We start from the raw sequence: 19403 nt of genomic DNA on the forward strand, positions 1-19403 counted from the left end.
CCGGGTCCGTCGCGGTGCGAGGGTGCGGCCAGGACCATGACTACCTGAAAGGGGTGCCGATGACCGGCGACCGAACCCGGCCGGATCTGCGCGCGCTGCTGGCCGCCAAAGGGTTCCGGAACTGGATCAGCGACGGCTGGGAGCCCGCGGACGACGTGGTGGAGGTGCCGCCGGGCACCGCCGAGGCGGCCGCCGCCCATCGCGGCAGGCTGTCGGCGGAACTGCCCGGTCAGCGCATCGCGCTCGCGGCGGGACGGGCGGTGGTGCGGTCCAACGACACGTTCCACGGCTTCCGCGCCGACAGCGATTTCGTGTGGCTCACCGGTTGCCAGCGCGAGGGCGCGATCCTGGTGATGACCCCGGCGGGGGACAGCCACCACGCCACCTTGTACGTCCCGCGTCCCGCCGAGGCGCACGAGCCGGACTTCGTCGGCGACGCCGACACCAGCCCGCTGTGGGTCGGCTCCGCCGCCGGACCGGCCGCGTACGGGGACGCGCTCGGCATCGAATGCCGCCCACTGGAGGATCTCGCGCACGGTTTGCGCGGGCGGAACCCGAGCTTCCTGGTCGGTGCCGGGGTCGATCCCGCGCTCGACGCGTACCGCTTCGGCCACAGCGAGCGGCTGCGGACGGTCCTCGCCGAGTTGCGCCGGATCAAGGACGACTGGGAGATCGGCCAGCTGCGCGACGCCGTCGACGCGACCGCCCTCGGCTTCGCGGACGTGCTGGCCGCGCTGCCGGAGGCGGTCCGCGGCGGCGGGGAACGCTGGCTGCAGGGCACCTTCGACCGCCGTGCGCGCACCGAGGGCACCGGCCCCGGCTACACCTCCATCGTGGCGGCCGGGCCGCACGCCCCGATCCTGCACTGGACCCGCTGCGACGGGCGGGTGACCGAGGACAGCCTGCTGCTGCTCGACGCCGGCGTCGAGGTGGATTCCCTGTACACGGCCGACATCACCCGGACCTTCCCGGTCGGCGGGGAGTTCACGAAGGCCCAGCGCGACGTCTACGACCTGGTGCACAAGGCGCACGTCGCGGCGCTGGGCGAGGTCCGCCCCGGTCAGGACTACGGCGCTTTCCAGGCGACGGCGCTGCGCGTGCTCGCGGAGGGGTTGCACGATTGGGGTCTCCTCCCGGTGTCGGTGGACGAAGCGCTGTCGCCGGACGGGCAGCAGCACCGGCGGTACATCGTCTGCGGTACCGGCCATTTCCTCGGGCTGGACGTCCACGACTGCGCCGCCGCGCATCCCTCCACCTACCGCGAGGGCACGCTCGCCGAGGGGATGGCGCTGGCGGTCGAGCCGGGTCTGTACTTCCACGCAGGTGACCGCACCGTGCCGCCCGAGCTGCGCGGCCTCGGTGTCCGCATCGAGGACGACGTCGTGGTCACCGGAGCGGGATACGACCTGCTCTCCGGCGGTTTCCCTTCGACCGCCGACGAGATCACCGCCTGGGTCCAGGCAGCCAGGGGCTGAAGGACGCTTTCCCCGCATCCGACGCGGTGAAGGGGACTTTCCCCGCATGCCATGCGGGGAAAGTCCCCTTCGGCCCCCGTCAGTACGAGATGGTGTGCCCGGCGAGGATCCGCTCGGCGGCACCGGTCGTGGGCAGGCCCGCGGTCGGCCGGTCCTCGGTGAAGTACTCGCGGAAGTCCTGGCTGAAGTCGCGGGTCATCAGCGCGATCGTGCGGTTCCAGTTCCCGCCGTCCGGTCCGTTCGCCGCCCACAGATCGAGCAGCGACGAGCCGACCCGCCCCTGCACGGTGTCGCCGTCGTCCCAGCCGGGGGTCGAAGCGTCGTTCTCGAAGCTGTACGAGCTGCCGTTGTCGTAGACGTAACGGTAGTCGCCGAGGGCGTAGGCGGCGACGGCGTCGGCGAAGCCTTCGGTCCACGCGCACGATTCCGAGCTGTGCTTCTCGATGTAGTGCGGGTTGCAGCCGGTGACGACGGGGAAGTCGCGGCCGTAGAGCTGCCACTGCAGCCAATGCCCGGCCTCGTGGAGGATGAGGTGCTTCGAGTCGGGCATGGTGTTGCCGAGGAAGACGTAGTTCGTGTTCGGGTAGTCCCAGTAGCCGCCGTCGGCGACCTTCGGATCCCAGACGAAGGTGATCTGGTCGCAGCGTCCGTCGGACTGCCGGGCCGTCCAGCACGAGGACGACGGGTTGGCGCGCTTCCAGTACAAGACGTTGAGCGTGTCCACGACCTTCCACGCGCGCTGGAGCGTCGAGGGCACCTTCACCGTGCCGAGGTCCTGGGTGCCGGAGACGTTCGTGCGGCGCGCCGAGTCGAACGTGTAGTCGGTGGTGTTGTTCGCGGCCTTGACGACCCGCCACATCGCCGTGCTGCTCGACCGGAAGCGCACGTACGCCTCGGCCAGGGACGCCGTGTGGCAGGCGGTGAAGCGACCGTCGGAGGCGCCGGTGATCCCGGCGGCGAGCCGGGTCGCCGTGCCGGAACCGGTTCGGCCCCACAGTTCCCAGTTCGCGTTCCGGGCGACCTGGGTGCGCAGCGGCTTGCTGGTCCCGGCTTCCGCGTCGAGATGGTCGAAGACGAGCGTGCCGGTGAGACAGGCGTTCGCGGCGGCGGTCGCCGGCGGCGCGACGACGGCCGCGGTCAGCCCGAGGGTGGTGATGAGCACCGCGCCGAACGCCCGAAGTCGTCGGCCTGCGGATCTGCGGATCAGCTGCACGGGAATCTCCTCGCTGGCAGGAACGACGGTGCGCCCGTGACCCTGTGTCGACGGTGACACACCGGTTGGTGAAGGAGTTTCATCGCGGCCCGCGCCGCCCACCATCGCGCCGCCCCATCGGCCGCGGCTATGCCCTCCCCGTCGTGGGGCGTGTCATGATGTCCGCGAACTCGATCGGCAAAGCGAACGAGGTCGTACGGTTTGACGAACGACAGGGGAGAAGCGGTGGAGGACGAGACGCCCTCGATCCGGGACATGCTGGCGGTCAACCTGCGCGCGGCCAGGGCGGCGAGGGGGATTTCGCTGTCGGAGCTCTCGCGGCGGTCGGGAATCGGCAAGGCGACGCTGTCCCAGCTGGAGTCCGGCGGCGGCAATCCGACCATCGAGACCGTGTTCAGCCTGTCCAGGGTGCTGGAGGTGGCGATCTCCGACCTGCTCGACCATCGGGCGGGCGGCGCGCTCACCGTGGTGCGCGGCGCCGACGTCGAGGTGCTCAGCGGCGAGGGGGTGGATCTCCGGCCGCTGCGGCGGATCGAGACCGGTGACGGCGTCTTCGAGGTGTACGACCAGGTGGTGCGCGGGGACGCGCCGCAACGTTCGCAGGGGCACGTCGGGGTCGAGCACACCATCGTGCAGACCGGATCGCTGCTGGTCGAGGTCGCGGGCCGCAGCGTCGAGGTCGGCCCGGGGGATTACGTCGCCTTCGACGCCCGCGAGCCGCATTGCTACACCGCTTCGGCGGGGCCGGTGCACTCGGTCCTGCTGTTGCAGTACCGCGCCGACGAACGGCTCGACGGCAGGCCGCATCCGGTGCTGAAGGGCTGACCGCGCCCGAGGTATTGACACTCGTCGTGGGTGGAACCTACTCTCCGATCGTTCGCTTTACCGAACGCTGGAGGGTCGATGAACCGAACGCGTGTGGTCGTCCTCGGCGCGGGGATCGTCGGCGCCGCGTGTGCCCGTGAGCTGACCCTGGCCGGGTTCGACGTCGTGGTCGTGGATCGCGGCCGTCCCGCCGGAGGGACCACGTCGCACGGCGAGGGCAACATTTTGGTCTCCGACAAGGGACCTGGCGCGGAACTCGACCTCGCGAAGCTTTCGACCGCGTTGTGGCCCCAGGTGGTCGCCGAGATCGCCGACGAGGACGCGCGTGCCGCTTCGTCGATCGAGTACGACCCCAAGGGCGGCATCGTCGTCGCCACCACGGACGACGGGGCCGTCGCGCTCGCCTCGTTCGCCGCCTCGCAAACCGGGGTCCGCGCGGAACCGTTGTCCCACAAGGAACTTGCCGACGCGGAGCCCGCGCTGACCCGTGACGTGACCGCCGCGTTCCACTACCCGGAGGACGCGCAGGTCCAGCCCGCGGGCGCGGCGCTGGCCCTCCTGGGCTCGGCTCTGCGCCATGGCGCCCAGTTGCGCTTCGACACCGAGGTCGTCGGGGCGACCGTCCACAACGGACGGATCACCGGTGTCCGGGTGTTCGGCGATGTGATCGAGGCCGACGTCGTCGTGAACGCCGCGGGCCCGTGGGCCGGTCAGGTGTCGGCGCGCCTCGGTGCCCCGATCGCCGTCCGCCCCCGTCGCGGTGAGGTACTGGTGACCACGCCGATGCCGGGTGTCGTGCGGCACAAGGTCTACGACGCCGATTACGTCGGCGCGGTCGGCGCCGATTCGGGCGAGCTGCAGACGTCCGCCGTCGTCGAGTCGACCTGGGGCGGCACCGTGCTGATCGGTTCCTCACGCCGCCGGGTGGAGTTCGACGACACGATCCGCCCGGAGGTGCTGAGCGCCATCGCGGTGAAGGCGCTGCGGCTGTTCCCGTCGCTCGCCGACGTCGCGATCATGCGCGCGTACGGCGGATTCCGGCCGTACGTCGACGATCATCTCCCCGTCCTCGGCGAAGATCCGCGGCTCGGGAACCTCTGGCACGCCACCGGGCATGAGGGCGCCGGGATCGGGCTGAGCGTCGGCACCGCGCGGTTGCTGCGCGAACTGCTCACCGGGACCGAGCCCGCGATGCCGGTCGGCGAGTTCACCGTGGACCGTTCCGCGGTACTGGCGGAGGCGGCGGCATGAGCGGATGGCTGCTGCCGCGCGATCGCGATCCGGTGGGCCGCACCGACCGGCCGATCCGGATCACCGTCGACGGCGAACCCGTGACCGGGATCGAGGGCCAAAGCGTGGCGGGGATGCTGCTCGCCGCGGGACGGACCTCCTGGCGGACCACGCGTTCCGGGGCTCCGCGCGGGGTGTTCTGCGGGATCGGCGCGTGTTTCGACTGCCTGCTCACGGTGAACGACGTGCCCGACGTCCGCGCGTGCCGCCGTCCGGCCGCCGATGGCGACGAAGTCCGCACCCAGTCACGGGAGGAGACGGCGTGAACGTGGTGATCGTCGGCGCCGGGCCCGCCGGGCTCGCGGCGGCCGAGCACGCGCTGCGGGCCGGTGCCCGGGTCACGGTGCTGGATCAGGCGGAGACCCCCGGCGGCCAGTACCACCGGATGCTTCCCGAGGTCTATGCGGCGAGTCGTCCGGACCGGATCCAGCACGGCCGGGCGGAATTCGACCGGCGCCGCCGGGTCCTCGCGCATCCGCGATGCCGGTGGTGGCCCGGCTCCACCGTCTGGGCGTTCGACCGGGCGGAGAAGCGGGTGCACGTCCTGCGGGGACCGTCCGACGGCTCCGGACGGGAGCGGCTGACCCTCGTCCCGGACGCGCTGATCCTGGCGACCGGAGCGCACGACCGCACCCTGCCGTTCCCCGGCTGGGAACTGCCCGGCGTGTACACCGCGGGCGCGGCCCAGGCACTGGCGAAGGGGGAGCGGGTCGCGATCGGCGGACGGGTCCTCGTCGCCGGTGCCGGGCCGTTCCTGTTGCCGGTAGCGGAATCCTTGCTGGGCGTCGGGGCCGAGGTGGTCGCGGTACTGGAGGCGAACCCGGCCTCGACCGTCCGAAAAGGATGGTCGTCCCGGCCGTGGCGCCTAGCCGCGCACGCCGGGAAGGCGGGTGAACTGGTGCGTTACGCCGCGACACTGGCCAGGCACCGGGTCCCGTACCTGATGGGCCGGGCGGTGATCGAGGCCCGCGGCGCGGACCGCGTCCGCGAGGTCGTGACCGCGAAACTACGCGCGGACTGGTCCGTCGTCCCCGGTACCGAACGCACGTACGAGGTCGATGCTGTCTGCGTGGGTCACGGTTTCAGCCCGCAGCCGGAACTGGCCGTCGCCGCGGGCTGTGCCCTGGACGACGGGTTCGTCCGGGTCGACACCGCCCAACAGACCACAGTGGACGGTGTCTTCGCCGCGGGCGAGATCACCGGCATCGGCGGGGCGATCACCGCCGCGGCCGAGGGTGCGGTCGCCGGCCGCGCCGCCGCGGGTGGAACACCGGACGCGGCACTGCTCCGTGCCCGTGACCGGGCCCGTACCTTCGCCGAACGTCTCGCCGCCGCCCACCCGATCGGCCCGGCCTGGCGAAGCTGGCTGCGCGAAGACACGATCGTCTGCCGTTGCGAGGAAACCACGTACGGCGAACTGACGCGTGCGGCCGAGGACGAGTCCTGTCCCGGACCGCACGCACTGAAACTCGGCACCCGGGCCGGCCTCGGCCCGTGCCAGGGCCGGATCTGCGGCCCGACCGTAGCCGAACTGTGCGGTGGCGCCGAACGGCACCACCGCCCGATCGTCCAGCCGATCCGGCTGGGCGAACTCGCCGCCCGAACCGAAGGAGAACCTGAATGAGCACCCCCGACCTCGGTGGCGTCGTCGTCGCGACCGCCCTCCCGTACCGGGACGACGCGTCGGCGCCCGCCGGGCTGGCCGTGGACTACGACGCCTACGCCGCGCACTGCCGGTGGCTGGTCGACAACGGCTGCCGGGGCGTCGGCCCGAACGGCTCCCTCGGCGAGTACTCGTCGCTGACCGACGAGGAACGCCGCCGCGTCGCCCGCACCGCGATCGAAACCGTGGGCGACGACGGGATCGTCGTCGTCGGCGTGCACGGCCCCGGATCGCACCAGGCCAAGTACTGGGCCGAGGTCGCGGCCGAGGACGGCGCCGACGGCCTGCTGTGCCTCCCGCCCACGATGTACCGGGCGAACCACGGCGAGGTGCTCGCGCATTTCGAGGCGGTGGCGTCGGTCGGCCTGCCGGTGATGGTCTACAACAACCCCATCGACACGAAGGTCGACCTCACGCCCGCGCTGCTCGCGGAGATCGCGCAGATCGACAACGTGGTCGCGGTCAAGGAGTTCTCCGGCGACGTCCGCCGGGTGCTGGAGATCCGCGAGCAGGCACCGGGCCTGGACGTGATCAGCGGGGCCGACGACGTCGTGCTGGAGAGCCTGCTGATGGGCGCGACGGGCTGGTTCGCCGGGTTCCCCAACGTGTTCCCCGCCGAGTCGGTGCGCCTGTTCGACCTGGCGCGGTCCGGCAAGCTCGACGAGGCCAGGGCGCTCTACGAGCCGCTGGTGGCCGCGTTCCGCTGGGACTCGCGTACCGAGTTCGTCCAGGCGATCAAACTCGGGATGGACCTGGTCGGCCGGTACGGCGGGCCGTGCCGTCCCCCGCGGGGCCCGCTGACCGAGGAGCACCGCGAGCAGGTCACCGCCGACATGCGCCGCGCGCTCGCCTCGCTGGGGGTGGCGTAGGTGCGGTCGATCCGGTCGATCACCGCCGTCGACTCGCATACCGAGGGCATGCCGACCCGGGTGGTGACCGGCGGGGTCGGCGTCATCCCCGGCGACACGATGGCCGAACGCCGCCGGTACTTCATGGAACACCTGGACCACCTGCGGCAGTTCCTGATGAACGAGCCGCGCGGTCATTCGGCGATGAGCGGCGCGATCCTGCAGCCGCCGACCAGGCCGGACGCCGACTGGGGTGTGGTGTACATCGAGGTGTCCGGCTGCCTGCCGATGTGCGGGCACGGCACCATCGGCGTCGCGACCGTGCTGGTGGAGACCGGCATGGTCGAGGTGACCGAACCGAAGACCGTGGTCCGGCTGGACACCCCGGCCGGGCTCGTGCACGCCGAGGTCGAGGTCCGGGACGGTCGCGCGGTCCGCGTCAAGCTGCGCAACGTCGCGTCGTTCCTCGCGGAGCGGGACGCCGTCGTCGACGTGCCGGGGCTGGGCGAGGTGCGTTACGACCTGGCCTACGGCGGCAACTTCTACGCCATCCTCGAACTGTCCCAAGTGGACATTCCGTTCGACCGGGCGGAGAAGGACCGGATCCTCGCCGCGGGGCTGGACATCATGGCGGCCATCAACGACCAGCGGCCGCCGGAACATCCGGCCGATCCGCTGATCGGCGGCTGCAAACACGTCCAGTTCCTCGCCCCGGGCTCCGACGCCAAGGCGTCGCGGAACGCGATGGCGATCCACCCCGGCTGGTTCGACCGATCACCTTGCGGCACCGGCACGTCGGCCAGGATGGCCCAGCTCCACGCCCGAGGCGAACTCCCGTTGCACACGCCGTTCGAGAACAGCTCGTTCATCGGCACCACGTTCACCGGTGAGCTGGTCGCCGAGACCGCGGTCGGCGGCGTCCCCGCGGTGGTACCGGAGTTCTCCGGCCGGGCCTGGATCACCGGCAACGCCACCTATCTGCTGGACCCGGACGACCCGTTCCCCGCGGGGTTCGTCCTCTAGTCCCCATACCCACCGCAGACCCGGGCCGCCTCGCGCGGTCCGGAAGGGATTTGTCATGCCCGAATCAACGACGATCCGGCCTCAGCCCAAGCTTTTCTCGCGCTCCGGGCTCTTCCGGCGCAAGTCCTTCGAAGGTCCCGACGAGGCCGGTCCCGGCGGGCTTCCCCGCACGATGGGCCTCTGGCAGCTGGTCTCGCTCAGCCTCGGCGGCCTGGTCGGCGCCGGAGTCTTCTCGCTGGCGGGCGTGGTCGCGAACCAGCAGGCCGGGCCCGGCGTGATGATCTCGTTCCTGATCGCGATCATCGCCAGCTCGGCGGCGGCCCTGTGCTACGCGGAGTTCGCCGGGCTCATCCCACGTGCCGGATCCGCGTACACCTACTCGTACGCGGCGCTGGGGGAGATCGCGGGCTGGCTGATCGGCTGGGATCTGCTGCTGGAGTACACCGCGATCGTCGCGGTGGTGGCGATCGCGGTGTCCGGCTACCTGTCCTACGTCGTGGAGCAGGTCGGCCTTGACCTGCCGTCGTGGATGCTCGGGGCACCGGGAACCGGGCCGGGGCACCGCGTCGACCTGTTCGCCGCGCTGCTGTGCCTGCTGCTGGCGTTCGTCCTTTCCCGTGGCAGCAAGCAATCCGCGCGGTTCGAGACGGCGCTGGTGGTGATCAAGCTGGCGATCGTGGCGCTGGTCGTGGTCGCAGGCGCGTTCCACATCTCGGCGGGGAACTTCAGCCCGTTCCTGCCCTACGGCATCGGTGGCGCGGTCGCGGGCGCGGCGACGACGTTCTTCGCGGTGTACGGCTACGACGCGATGACGGCCGCCGCGGAGGAGAGCGTCGAGGCGAAACGGTTGCTGCCCAAGGCGATCATCGTGTCGCTCGCCATCGCGGCGGTGATCTACCTGCTGGTGTCGATCGTGCTGGTCGGCATGCAGCGCTACGACCAGATCGACGTGCACAGCCCGTTTTCGAGCGCGCTGGCCGCGGTCGGGCTGGCCGGGCTCGGCACGGTCGTCGCGGTCGGCGGCATCCTCGGGATCACCACGTCGGCGTTCGCGAACATGCTGGCGGTGTCGCGGATCTGGTTCGCGATGAGCCGGGACGGCCTGCTGCCGCGGTACTTCGCCCGCACCCACCCCCGGCGCAGGGTGCCGACGCGGGTGATCTGGCCGGTCGGGATCGGCTCGGCGGTCATCGCGGGCTTCCTGCCGATCAAGGAGGCCGCGGATCTGACGAACATCGGGATCCTGGCCGCGTTCATCGTCGTGTCGATCGCGGTGGTGGTGCTACGGCGCACCCGGCCGGACCTACCGAGGTCGTTCCGCACGCCGTGGGTCCCGTTCGTGCCGCTGGTCGGGGTGGCGTTCGCGGTGTGGCTGATCGCGAACCTGGACGCGCTGACCTGGCTGCGGTTCGCGGCCTGGATGGTGCTCGGGCTGGTGGTGTACGCGCTGTTCGGATTCCGGAACTCGGCGGAGAACCCGGAAAGGAAGGAACCATGAAGGAGATCGAGCGGGCGGCGGAGATCGCCGCCGCATGGGCCGCGGTGCCGCCGACGACGCGGGCGGAGGTGATCACCGGTGTCGCCGACGCGCTGGACGCGGCGGGGCCGTCCCTGATCGAGATCGCCGACGCGGAAACCAGGCTGGGAACCGCACGGCTCACCGGCGAACTGGCCAGGACGACGTTCCAGCTGCGGCTGCTCGCGGCCGGGAGCGGCGCGTACTACGACGTCCGGATCGACCGCGCCGACCCGTCGTGGCCACCCGGACCGCGTCCGGAACTGCGTCGCTACCGGACCGCGGTGGGGCCGGTGCTGGTGTTCGCCGCGAGCAACTTCCCGTTCGCGTTCAGCGTGGCGGGTGGCGACACGGCGTCGGCGTGGGTGGCCGGGTGCCCGGTGGTGGTCAAGGCGCATCCCGGACATCCGGAGCTGTCCCGCCGGACGGCGGCGATCATCGACGAGGCTCTCGGCCCCTGGGGTGACATCTTCGGCCTCGTCGAAGGAGAGTCCGTCGGTGTGGAGGCGTTGCGTCATCCGGCGATCGCAGCCGCCGCGTTCACCGGATCGGTGGCGGGCGGCCTCGCCCTGGCGCGGATCGCGGCCGAACGGCCGGTCCCGATCCCGTTCCATGGCGAGCTCGGCAGCGTCAACCCGGTCATCGTCCTGCCGGGTGCCGCGCGGGCTGAGGAACTTGCAGTGGGCTACGCCGGTTCGCTGACGCTGGGCAACGGGCAGTTCTGCACGAATCCGGGTCTGGTGTTCGTGCCGTCGGAGAGCCCGTTCGTGGATCGCGTCGCCGAACGGTTGCGCGGCATCCCGGCCGCGCCGTTCCTGAACGACCGGATCGCGTCCGGCTTCGACGCGGGGGTGGAGCGGCTGACCGGGATCCCGGGGATGCGCGAGGTCGTCGCCGGTCCTGGAGCTCGGCTGCTCGAAATCGACCTGGCCGACTTTGTACCTGAAGCGGCCGAAGAGTGCTTCGGTCCGCTGGGCGTCGTCGTGCGGTACTCGCGGCTTTCCGACGTCCTGCCGGTGCTGTCGGCGTTGCCCGGTCAGCTGACGACGACGGTGCACGCGCTGCCCGAGGAGTCCTCCGAAGTCGAGGCGCTGCGGCCGGTGCTGGCCGACCGCAGCGGGCGGATCCTGTGGGGCGGCTGGCCGACCGGGGTCGCGGTGACCGCCGCGATGCAGCACGGCGGGCCGTTCCCGGCGACGACGTCACCGGCGTCGACCTCGGTCGGGACGGCGGCGGTGGACCGCTTCCTGCGTCCGGTGTCCTATCAGGACTGGCCTTCGCACCTGCTGCCGGAACCGCTGCGGGACGACAACCCTTGGGATGTTCCGCAACACTTCTCGTGAGCTTGCAGTACATGAAGGCCCCCTTCATTGCGCTAGACGCAATGAAGGGGGCCATCACGTACTTAGGGTGGATGACCTTCACGCGCCGCTGTGGCTGCTGGTGCTTGTGGTGCGTATGTGGCGATCGTCGAGTCCCCAATGTGGCATTGGGGACTCTGAACGTCTCCGATGCCACATTGGGCGCACCCGCTCGGATAAACCAGCGGTAAGGAAATGAAGGCCTCCTTGAGGGACCCAGAGTCCCTCAAGGAGGCCTTCACGGACCGGAGTCAGGCGGCCGCGCGAGTCAGGCCGACACGACGGTCCCGCCCTGCACGACGTACCGGAACTTCTCCGGCTCGGCCAGCACGCCGACATCCTCCAGCGGATCCCGGTCGACGACCACCAGATCCGCGTGCGCGCCCGGCGCCAGGGTGCCGATCTCGCCGGTCAGGTTCAGCAGATCCGCCGCCGTCGACGTCGCGGAGCGGATCACCTCCAGCGCGGACTGGACCTCGCCGCGCAACCGGAACTCGTGGTTCTGGTGCCGGTGCATCCCACCGAGGAGATCACTGCCGTACACCAGTTTCACCCCGCCGCGCGCGGCCCGCTCCAAAGCGGCCATGCCCGCGCCGAGCACCTCGTCGACCTTGCGCCAGCTGGATTCCGGCAGCCCGTGCTCGCGCCCTTCCTCTTTCAGCGCCCAGTACGTCACCAGGGTCGGCACGAGGTACGCGTCGTGCCGGAGGAACAGCTCGACACTGAGATCGTCGATCAGGTTGCCGTGCTCGATCGAACGGACGCCCAGTTCCAGCGCGCGGTTCACCGCGCGGGCGGTGTACGCGTGCGCGGCGACGTAGCGGTTGGCCGCCTCCGCCTCCTCGACGATGGCGCGCAGTTCCTCGCCGGAATACTGCGTCGAGTCGATCCGGTCGGTGGGGGAGGCGACGCCGCCGGAGGCCATCACCTTGATGTGGTGCGCTCCCTTGCGCAGTTCGTCGCGGGCCGCCGCGCGGACCGCGTCGACCCCGTCGGCGACCCGGCCGAGACCGGCGCAGCACGGGTGGTCTTCGCTGGTGTTGGCGCCGCGCGTCCGGCTGTCGCCGTGCCCGCCGGTCTGGCTCAGCGCGCGGCCGCAGAACAGCAGCCGCGGGCCGCGGAACAGCCCTTCGGCCTGCGCGTCCGCGAGACCGTAGTCGGCGCCGGAAGCGTCACGGACCGTCGTGAAGCCCCGGTCCAGCATCCGGCTCATGGTGCGGGCGCTGTGCGCGGTCACGTAGGAGGGCGACGACGCGGGCAGCGACCCGAGATCGGCGGTCGAAGCGGTGACGTGCACATGGGCGTCGACGAGACCGGGCAGCACGAACGCCCCGCGCAGCTCTTCGGTCCGCGCGTCGTCCGCGGTGAGACCGGTGCCGATCTCGACGATCCGGCCGTCGGCGCACCGGAGGTCGCCCTCGGTGTACTCGCCGGTGACCGGGTCGAGCAGGCGGGCGTCGCGCAGCAGCAGCGATCCGTTCATCGGGTCTCCTCCAGGAGTTCGCGCAGGGCCGGGACCGCCAACGGTGCCAGAGATCGCGCCACCGCGACGGAATCGTCGTCGTAGTGGCCTTCCGCGTCGAGGAGGTTGAGGACGCCGAGGGTGCGGCCGTCGTCCACCACCGGCACGTTGATCACCGCGCCGCAGCCGAGGCTGTCGATGAGTTCGTGGTCGGCGAAGATCTCCCGCACCGCGGCACTGTCCGGCCCGAAGTACGGCTCCTGTCCGGTGATGCACCGCTCCAGCCAGCCGGCGGCCACCTCGACGGTCTTCTCGCCGCCGACCGGGTATTCGACGGGGTGGCTGCTGTGCACTCGCCGCAGTGCCCGCCGTTCGGGCACCCAGGCCAGCACGGTGAACAGCCGTACGCCGATCGTGGCTCGGGTCTTGTCCTCCACAGTGGACAGTGACACGGTCACTTGGTCATCTCCTTGGCGGTTTTCACGGGCGCGCCGTGTTCGGTCAGTTCTTCCAGGGAACGGCCGGCGGTGGACAGGCCGAACACGACCACGCACACCACCCCGGCCGCCAGGACGGCGGTGGTGAGGCCGAAGACTCCCGCGAAGCCGAGGCTCGCGGCGGAGAGGCCGATGATCGTCGGGGCGAGGATGCTGCCGACCCGGCCGAACGCGCTGGACAGCCCGGTCCCGCTGGCGCGGATCCAGGTCGGGAACACCTCGGGGGTGTAGGAGTACACGCCGGCGTACGTGCCGTTGAGGAAGAACGACAGCACCGCCCCGGCGAGGGTGATCGACCACGGCGCGTCCATCTGGCTCAGCCAGAACGCGCTGACCGCCGAGCCCGCGAGGTACAACGCGATGGTGTGCTTGCGGTCGAGCCGTTCCGACAGCCACGCGGCGGAGAAGTACCCGGGGATCTGCGCCAGGTAGATGATGATCGAGAACTCGAAGCTCTTGGTCACCGTGATGCCGCGCTCGACGAGCAGCGTCGGGATCCAGGAGAAGAAGCCGTAGTACGAGAACGTGATCACGAACCACACGGTCCAGATCACCGCGGTGCGGCGGGCCATCGCCGGGCTCCACAGGAACTTCAACGCGCTGAGGAGATTGACCTTGGGGGTCTCCGTCGCGGGCTGCGCGTCGGCCTCGGCGACCGCCGGAAGTGCTTGCCCTGTCGCCTTTTCTACGTCCCGTTCGAGTTTCGAGACGATCTTCTCGGCCTCGGCATGACGTCCGTTCGCGACCAGGAACCTCGGTGATTCCGGCAGCGAGCGGCGCCACCACAGCAGCATGACGATCGGCAGCGCGGTGATCAGCTGCGCGACCCGCCAGCCCTCCGGCACGGTCGGGACGACGAACCGCCCGATCAGCGCGGCCATGACGAATCCGAACGAGAAGAACCCGGCCAGCGCGCCGACGAACCAGCCGCGTCGTTTGGCGGGGACGAATTCCGACAGGAACGGCGCGATGATCGCGCTTTCGGCGCCCGCGCCCGCTCCGGCCAGCACCCGCGCGCCCAGGAAGACCTCGTAGTTGGGGGAGAAGGCCGCGACCACCGAGAACACCGCGTAGAAGGCCAGCGCGTACATCATGACCTTCTTGCGGCCGATGCGGTCGCCCAGCAGGCCGGCGGCGATCGCGCCGAAGAGGAAGCCGAACGGCGTCGCCGAACCGATCAGCCCGAGCTGGCCGTTGTCCAGGCCCCAGGCGGCTTTCGCGCTCGGGAGGAGGAAGGCGACGACGGCGGAGTCCATGCCGTCGAAGGTGTAACCGAGTCCGCCGATGAGCAGGAGTTTGTAGTGGGGACGGCTCAGCGGGAGCCGGTCCAGTCGTGCCAGAAGCGTCATGGGGAACGCCTTCCGTGGTTCGGGCGACTAGGAGAGACGAGAGTGCGGACAACGTATACTGCGTTTCGGCAAAACTGCAATGGTTGTTGCAAGTGGTTCGACGGGCACGATGCGTTACCGTGGCGCGGTCGAGGGAGGGCGTGCGTGACAGAGACGGGAACCGACGACGGTTTCGAGGCGTGGCTTCGGGATCGGACACCGGAACGAGGCCTGCGGCCGAAGTCGGCCGCGGTGCTTGAAGTGCTGGTCTCGCAACCGCGCCGGGCGTCGTTCGGCTCGACCGCGGAGCTCGCCCAGCTCGCCGGGGTCAACGTCGCCACCGTCACCCGGACGGCGCAGGCGCTCGGGTTCGCCGGCTGGCCGGCGCTGCAACAGGAGTTGCGGGCGCGGTACATGTCGTCGCTGAGCGCGCCGCAAGTGGCCGAGGAACACCGGGACGTCGATTCGCCGGGTTCGGCTTCGTTGCGCCGGGACCTCGACAGCCTCGCCCTGCTCAACCGGCGGTTCGCCGAGGACGAGATCCGCCAGGTCGCCGAAGCCGTCGCGGGGGCGCGTCGCACGGTCGTCATCGCCGACGGCAGTTACGCCGCGGTCGGGATCGCGTTCGCGCACAACGCCCGGCTCGCCGGGTACGACGTCCACGCGATCACCGCGGGCGACGCCGAACTCGCCAACGCCACGGCGAAGCTCTCGTCCGAAGACGTGCTCATCGCGATCAGTTTCTGGCGCCTGTACGAAAGCACCGTGCTCGCCGCGAACGAAGCGAAGGCCAGGGGAGCGCGTGCGTTCGCCATCACCGACGCAGCGAGTCCGGCGCTGGCGGGCGCCGTCGAGCAGGTGCTGATGGTGCCCGCCGAGGGCGTGACCTTCTTCCCGTCGCTGACCGCGGGGATGAGCTTGGTGCAGGCGATCGTCGCGCAGCTCGCCGCCGTCGACCCGGTCCGCACCGGGGAATCGATCGAGGCGGCCGAGGCCATGTGGTCGCGGTTCGACCTGCTGCACCGCCGCCCGGGATCGGCCGATCGGACAGTGCCGAAAAGGCCGACCGGTGGAGGCGTCTCCGCCGGATGACCGATCCGCCGCCCCCTGCCGGGAGGCGATCCTGGTTCCAGGCCGCCGGAACGGGCGGCACGGGAACGAGGAGGCCGAAATGACCATCATCGCGACTTTGGGTGCCTACGCCGGGTTCGCGCTTCTGGCGTTGATGGCGGCGACGCCGCTGCTGGTCGAACTCGACCAGCGCTTCCCGGTCACCCGCCGGGCGAAGGCGGCCGAACGGGAACGCCGCGTGCCCGCCGGGCTCGCGTCAGCGTGACGCAGAGCACAGAGTCGCTTCCGGACTACCTCACGTGAGTGATTCGCGCTCCGCCAATTCGTAACTTTGTGTCGCGTTATGGAACGCTCTGTGACGTGACCGTGGATTTCTGCACCAACGCCCAGCCCTCCGACACCTTCGCGGAGTTCCGGAGGAACGTCGACGAACTGACCCAGGCGTTCGTCGACGCCTGCCGTCAGGGCCGTACGCCGGGCGATGCTTCCCTCGACCTGCTGCAGCGGGTCCATCGCGAAGACCGCAATTGGGTCGTCGTCCACCTGACCTTCGCCATCGCGGCGCTCGCGCATCAGCGAACGCTGGCGCCCTCCGACACCGTCACCCGGCCAGGTGGCGTGACATGTGCGCCGGAGCGCGCGTTGTTAGCTTCCGCGAGTGACTGATCCGACCATCTCCGCGGTCATCGCGGTGTTCGCGGGTTTCGTGCTCGCGGGCTTCCTGGCCGTCCCGTACATCGCCGCGAGTTACCGGCGCCGCGGCGAACTCGGGCTCTGGCGGGTTCTGCTGGTGTTCGGGTTCCTGGTCTACGCCATGTCGCTGTGGACGTACACGTTGCTCCCCATCCCGGAGACGACGACGGCGTGGTGCGCCGAACACGCGTCCAGCCATCTGCAACTGCGCCCCTTCCAGTTCGTCGCCGACATCCGCCGTGAACAGACCGGCGCGGGGCCGCGGGCGTTCCTGCGCAATCCGGCCGTCCAGCAGGCGGTGTTCAACGTCGCCTTGTTCGTGCCGCTGGGGATGTTCGTGCGGCACCTCTTCCGGCGGGGTTTCCTCACCACCGTCGCCATCGGCTTCGCGGTCTCGCTGTTCATCGAAGGCACCCAGCTGACCGGGGTCTGGTTCCTGTTCGAGTGCCCGTACCGGCTGGCCGACGTCGACGACTTGCTGACCAACACCCTCGGCGCCGCCGTCGGGTTCGGGCTCGCCCCGTTGCTGCGGCTGCTGCCGGGGAACGAACCGTCCGCGCCGCCTGGGACACCGCGGCCGGTCACCGCGCGCCGCCGCTTGCTTGGGATGGCCGTCGACGTCGTGTCCGTCATCCTGCTCGGCACGACGGTCGGGATCGTGACGACCCTGCTCGTGGGTGAACCGACCACCGTGGTCACCGCGCTGATCGGCACCTTCCTGCCCGCGCTGCTCCTGCTGTTCGTCATCCCGGTGGCGGGTAACGGCGCCAGCTTCGGGCAGCGCGTCGTGTTGCTGCGCCCCGCCGGTCCGGACGGTGGGAAACCCGCCCTGTGGCGGATGATCGTGCGATTCCTAGCCGGATCCGGCGGCTACTTCACGCTGCTCACCCTGGCGTCGGTGGTCAACGGAGGCTTCGAGCCGCTCGCGAACCTGCTGTTCTTCGCCAGCGGCATCCTCGCGATCCGGCCCGAAGGCCACCAAGGACTTTCCGGGCTGATCGCCGGCCTGCGCATGGCCGACGTGCGGGCGCTCGACGACCAGGAGGTGCCGAGTCTCGTGAGTGGGAAGGACGGTTAGGACCGTCCTTGCCCTTGTACCGTTCTGGCGATCATGTCGCGAAAGCCACTTTCGCGACGTCTGATGTCCGGGAAGTGGGGCGAAGGCTCCCTTCACCGCATTAGATGCGGCGAAGGGAGCCTTCACCCCACCATCGACCCGTCCGGGACCACGACACCTTTGCCTTACCGCTCAATAGAACCGTCCTTGCCCTATGTCTGTAAGGGCGGTCGGGGCTGTTTCGCGTGACCGGCGGGACGACACACGACAGGACTCGCCCTCGCCGAGTGTCGTCCACGCGCGACCCGCTGTGTGCCGGCGTTGAACGTTGCGAAAGCCACTTTCGCAACGTTGAAGGTTGCGAAAGTGGCTTTCGCAACGTCGGCCGTGGCCTGGCCCGGTACCGCCGCCTCGCCACGCACGAGGATCGCCACTCGATCGGGTCGACCCTGCCGTTCCCGCGAGTCATTCCGCCTGGCAGGAGGCGCGGGCCGGAACACTCGCCCGGTGGACGTGGAGTCGATGGACGACGTGGCCGACTGTCTGCTGTCGGTGGCCTGGAACATCTTCCCGCTGATGGGGAAACCTCCCGCTAGCCCGGGCAACCGGACGGAGGAGATCCGGACCCTGCTCGTCGACGCCTGCCACGACGCCGGGATGCGCGCCCGCGAACGGGCCGCGTCGCACGGAGCGGGAACCGAAGAGGAACGCCGCCCCTTCCTGCGTCTCGCGGAGATCGGGACGGACGCGAACCTGTTCCTGGGCATGGTTTCCGGCACGCTGGTCGCCGATCCCGAGCGGATCCGCCGCCGCTGGGCGGAGATCGAGATGCTCGTCCTCGAAGCGGGGGAGCTCGCCGCGCTGATCGAGGGGCGACCGGAGCACCGGCCGCCCCTCGCCGCGGGAGATCAGTCCTTTTCCAGCGTCAGGTCGTAGCGGTCGAGCACCTCCTTGACGGGCTGGAAGAACGTGGTGCCGCCTTCGCTGCAGTCACCGGAACCGCCCGAGGTCATGCCCTGCGCCTGCACCAGTTTCGTGCCGGAGCCCGACGAAGGACGGCTGACGAACGAGCCGCCGGAGTCACCGGGCTCGGCGCAGGCGTCGGTCTGGGTGAGACCTCGCACGATGTTCCCGTTGCCGTAGTTCACCGTCTGGTCCAGCGCTTCGACGCGTCCGCAGTGCCAGTGGGTGGTGATCCCGGACCGGCAGATCCGGCCGCCGACGCCGACCACGTCGGCCCCCTCGATCCGCACGTCGGAACCGTCCTCGTAGCGGTCGACCCGGGGCGGGGTCGAGACGTCGGAATGCGTCACCTTGACCGTCCCGTAGTCGTTCCCGGGGAAGGACGATTTCGCGACCTTGCCGATCGTGCCGCCGACGCCGCGCACGGTGCCGCCGAGTTCGGTGCAGTGGCCCGCGGTGATCACGTAATGATCGTCATCGTCGTAGGCGTTGAACCCGACCGAGCAGGCGCCACCGCTGAAGTACAGACCCTGCCCGCCGACCACGCTCCACAACGGCCGCGACGCGCTCTTCACCTGCTCCACCCGCACCGGTACGCCGGCGGAGGCGGCCCATGCCCGGCCCGCGGGATCACCGCCCACCACGCTCACCACGACCTCGTTCGCCGGTACATCGACGTACCAGCCGGCGACCGAAGCGGGCAGATCCGCGGTTCTGTTGTCCAATGTGGACTGAATTCGCTTCAATTCGGCGGCGCTGTGCCTGAGTACCTTCGGATTCGCGCCCGCGGCGCGGATCCTGGCCGACTGGCGCGCGTCGGTGGTGCCGACGACGAGTTCGCCGGTCGTCGTGTCCAGCCAGGTGCCGGCGAACGCGGCGCCGAGCGAGGTGCCGAGTTTCTGCTGCGCGGCGGCCAAAGTGACCGGTCCGGCAGCTTCGTTCAGCACCGATGTCGCCGCCGAAGCCGGGGACGCGAAAGCGGTGACTGCCGCCGCGGCGCCGATCAGGACGGTCAGGGTGCGCAGGGGGCGTCGGATCACGAAAACCTCCAGGAAATTCAGTGCGGGAAACCCTCCTCATTCGACGTTACGACAACGGGATGTCGCGCGAATGCCGCC

The 19403-nt window shown here is 70.3% G+C and carries 19 protein-coding genes; 14 read left to right on the forward strand and 5 right to left on the reverse strand.

The window, feature by feature from the left end:
- The first annotated feature begins 59 nt into the window (after positions 1 to 59).
- Positions 60 to 1475, forward strand: coding sequence for an aminopeptidase P family protein (locus AMK34_RS02595; RefSeq protein ID WP_073842665.1), 1416 nt, complete (start codon positions 60 to 62; stop codon positions 1473 to 1475).
- A 79-nt stretch (positions 1476 to 1554) separates the two neighbouring features.
- On the opposite strand, the gene AMK34_RS02600 is transcribed toward AMK34_RS02595, so the two are convergent.
- Complete coding sequence (locus AMK34_RS02600; protein ID WP_073842667.1) at positions 1555 to 2688, reverse strand: metalloprotease; 1134 nt, start codon at positions 2686 to 2688, stop codon at positions 1555 to 1557.
- A 225-nt stretch (positions 2689 to 2913) separates the two neighbouring features.
- Between AMK34_RS02600 and AMK34_RS02605 the strand changes: the two genes are divergently transcribed.
- The 8 genes from AMK34_RS02605 (at position 2914) to AMK34_RS02640 (ending at position 11196) form a co-directional block, all read left to right on the forward strand.
- Positions 2914 to 3513 carry an XRE family transcriptional regulator gene (locus AMK34_RS02605; RefSeq protein WP_073842669.1) on the forward strand — a complete coding sequence of 200 codons (600 nt, stop codon included), beginning with the start codon at positions 2914 to 2916 and terminating at the stop codon, positions 3511 to 3513.
- A gap of 78 nt (positions 3514 to 3591) precedes the next feature.
- On the forward strand, positions 3592 to 4764 hold the full coding sequence (locus tag AMK34_RS02610; protein ID WP_073842671.1) for an NAD(P)/FAD-dependent oxidoreductase: 1173 nt from the start codon (positions 3592 to 3594) through the stop codon (positions 4762 to 4764).
- Entirely contained in the window at positions 4761 to 5069 is a 309-nt protein-coding gene (locus AMK34_RS02615) for a (2Fe-2S)-binding protein (protein ID WP_051972534.1), read from the forward strand. The genes AMK34_RS02610 and AMK34_RS02615 overlap by 4 nt, the downstream gene beginning before the upstream one ends.
- Positions 5066 to 6427 (forward strand): FAD/NAD(P)-dependent oxidoreductase, encoded by a 1362-nt coding sequence (locus AMK34_RS02620; protein WP_073842673.1) that lies wholly within the window; start codon positions 5066 to 5068, stop codon positions 6425 to 6427. The genes AMK34_RS02615 and AMK34_RS02620 overlap by 4 nt, the downstream gene beginning before the upstream one ends.
- Positions 6424 to 7335 (forward strand): dihydrodipicolinate synthase family protein, encoded by a 912-nt coding sequence (locus tag AMK34_RS02625; RefSeq protein WP_073842675.1) that lies wholly within the window; start codon positions 6424 to 6426, stop codon positions 7333 to 7335. Before AMK34_RS02620 ends, AMK34_RS02625 begins: the two co-directional genes overlap by 4 nt.
- The gene (locus tag AMK34_RS02630) at positions 7336 to 8337 is read left to right on the forward strand and encodes a proline racemase family protein (RefSeq protein ID WP_073842677.1); all 1002 of its coding nucleotides are present in this window, start codon (positions 7336 to 7338) and stop codon (positions 8335 to 8337) included.
- Between the two features lie 55 nt (positions 8338 to 8392).
- Entirely contained in the window at positions 8393 to 9835 is a 1443-nt protein-coding gene (locus tag AMK34_RS02635) for an amino acid permease (protein WP_073842679.1), read from the forward strand.
- Positions 9832 to 11196: an aldehyde dehydrogenase (NADP(+)) gene (locus tag AMK34_RS02640; protein ID WP_073842681.1), complete on the forward strand. Its 1365-nt coding sequence runs from the start codon at positions 9832 to 9834 to the stop codon at positions 11194 to 11196. Before AMK34_RS02635 ends, AMK34_RS02640 begins: the two co-directional genes overlap by 4 nt.
- A gap of 286 nt (positions 11197 to 11482) precedes the next feature.
- On the opposite strand, the gene AMK34_RS02645 is transcribed toward AMK34_RS02640, so the two are convergent.
- Genes AMK34_RS02645 through AMK34_RS02655 form a run of 3 tightly spaced genes read right to left on the reverse strand, consistent with a single transcriptional unit; the run spans position 11483 to position 14522 of the window.
- Entirely contained in the window at positions 11483 to 12697 is a 1215-nt protein-coding gene (locus AMK34_RS02645; RefSeq protein ID WP_038514264.1) for a metal-dependent hydrolase family protein, read from the reverse strand.
- Positions 12694 to 13134, reverse strand: coding sequence for a GAF domain-containing protein (locus tag AMK34_RS02650; protein WP_038514261.1), 441 nt, complete (start codon positions 13132 to 13134; stop codon positions 12694 to 12696). The genes AMK34_RS02645 and AMK34_RS02650 overlap by 4 nt, the downstream gene beginning before the upstream one ends.
- Positions 13131 to 14522: an MFS transporter gene (locus AMK34_RS02655; protein WP_037337101.1), complete on the reverse strand. Its 1392-nt coding sequence runs from the start codon at positions 14520 to 14522 to the stop codon at positions 13131 to 13133. The genes AMK34_RS02650 and AMK34_RS02655 overlap by 4 nt, the downstream gene beginning before the upstream one ends.
- Positions 14523 to 14666: 144 nt before the next feature.
- Here AMK34_RS02655 and AMK34_RS02660 point away from each other — a divergent pair, with 144 nt between their 5' ends.
- From AMK34_RS02660 to AMK34_RS02680, 5 genes are all read left to right on the forward strand, one after another.
- Positions 14667 to 15593 carry a MurR/RpiR family transcriptional regulator gene (locus AMK34_RS02660; RefSeq protein WP_037337104.1) on the forward strand — a complete coding sequence of 309 codons (927 nt, stop codon included), beginning with the start codon at positions 14667 to 14669 and terminating at the stop codon, positions 15591 to 15593.
- A 79-nt stretch (positions 15594 to 15672) separates the two neighbouring features.
- Positions 15673 to 15837: a hypothetical protein gene (locus AMK34_RS42945; RefSeq protein WP_158073271.1), complete on the forward strand. Its 165-nt coding sequence runs from the start codon at positions 15673 to 15675 to the stop codon at positions 15835 to 15837.
- Positions 15838 to 15932: 95 nt separating this feature from the next.
- Complete coding sequence (locus tag AMK34_RS02670; RefSeq protein WP_038514259.1) at positions 15933 to 16238, forward strand: hypothetical protein; 306 nt, start codon at positions 15933 to 15935, stop codon at positions 16236 to 16238.
- On the forward strand, positions 16231 to 17343 hold the full coding sequence (locus AMK34_RS02675) for a VanZ family protein (protein WP_073842685.1): 1113 nt from the start codon (positions 16231 to 16233) through the stop codon (positions 17341 to 17343). The genes AMK34_RS02670 and AMK34_RS02675 overlap by 8 nt, the downstream gene beginning before the upstream one ends.
- A gap of 486 nt (positions 17344 to 17829) precedes the next feature.
- Entirely contained in the window at positions 17830 to 18258 is a 429-nt protein-coding gene (locus AMK34_RS02680; protein ID WP_073842687.1) for a hypothetical protein, read from the forward strand.
- Here AMK34_RS02680 and AMK34_RS02685 read toward each other — a convergent pair.
- Complete coding sequence (locus AMK34_RS02685) at positions 18231 to 19325, reverse strand: S1 family peptidase (protein ID WP_073842689.1); 1095 nt, start codon at positions 19323 to 19325, stop codon at positions 18231 to 18233. The two genes, AMK34_RS02680 and AMK34_RS02685, sit on opposite strands and share 28 nt — an antisense overlap.
- Positions 19326 to 19403: the final 78 nt, after the last annotated feature.

It is taken from the genome of Amycolatopsis sp. CB00013, from assembly GCF_001905755.1.
In the GTDB taxonomy this organism is placed as follows: domain Bacteria; phylum Actinomycetota; class Actinomycetes; order Mycobacteriales; family Pseudonocardiaceae; genus Amycolatopsis; species Amycolatopsis japonica.

What these genes read in the sequence shown, in the direction of transcription:
- AMK34_RS02610 (WP_073842671.1), top strand. Translation starts at nt 3,592, where the DNA reads ATGAACCGAACGCGTGTGGTCGTCCTCGGCGCGGGGATCGTCGGCGCC.
- AMK34_RS02625 (WP_073842675.1), top strand. Translation starts at nt 6,424, where the DNA reads ATGAGCACCCCCGACCTCGGTGGCGTCGTCGTCGCGACCGCCCTCCCG.
- AMK34_RS02655 (WP_037337101.1), bottom strand. Translation starts at nt 14,522, where the DNA reads ATGACGCTTCTGGCACGACTGGACCGGCTCCCGCTGAGCCGTCCCCAC.
- AMK34_RS02595 (WP_073842665.1), top strand. Translation starts at nt 60, where the DNA reads ATGACCGGCGACCGAACCCGGCCGGATCTGCGCGCGCTGCTGGCCGCC.
- AMK34_RS02645 (WP_038514264.1), bottom strand. Translation starts at nt 12,697, where the DNA reads ATGAACGGATCGCTGCTGCTGCGCGACGCCCGCCTGCTCGACCCGGTC.
- AMK34_RS42945 (WP_158073271.1), top strand. Translation starts at nt 15,673, where the DNA reads ATGACCATCATCGCGACTTTGGGTGCCTACGCCGGGTTCGCGCTTCTG.
- AMK34_RS02635 (WP_073842679.1), top strand. Translation starts at nt 8,393, where the DNA reads ATGCCCGAATCAACGACGATCCGGCCTCAGCCCAAGCTTTTCTCGCGC.
- AMK34_RS02640 (WP_073842681.1), top strand. Translation starts at nt 9,832, where the DNA reads ATGAAGGAGATCGAGCGGGCGGCGGAGATCGCCGCCGCATGGGCCGCG.
- AMK34_RS02615 (WP_051972534.1), top strand. Translation starts at nt 4,761, where the DNA reads ATGAGCGGATGGCTGCTGCCGCGCGATCGCGATCCGGTGGGCCGCACC.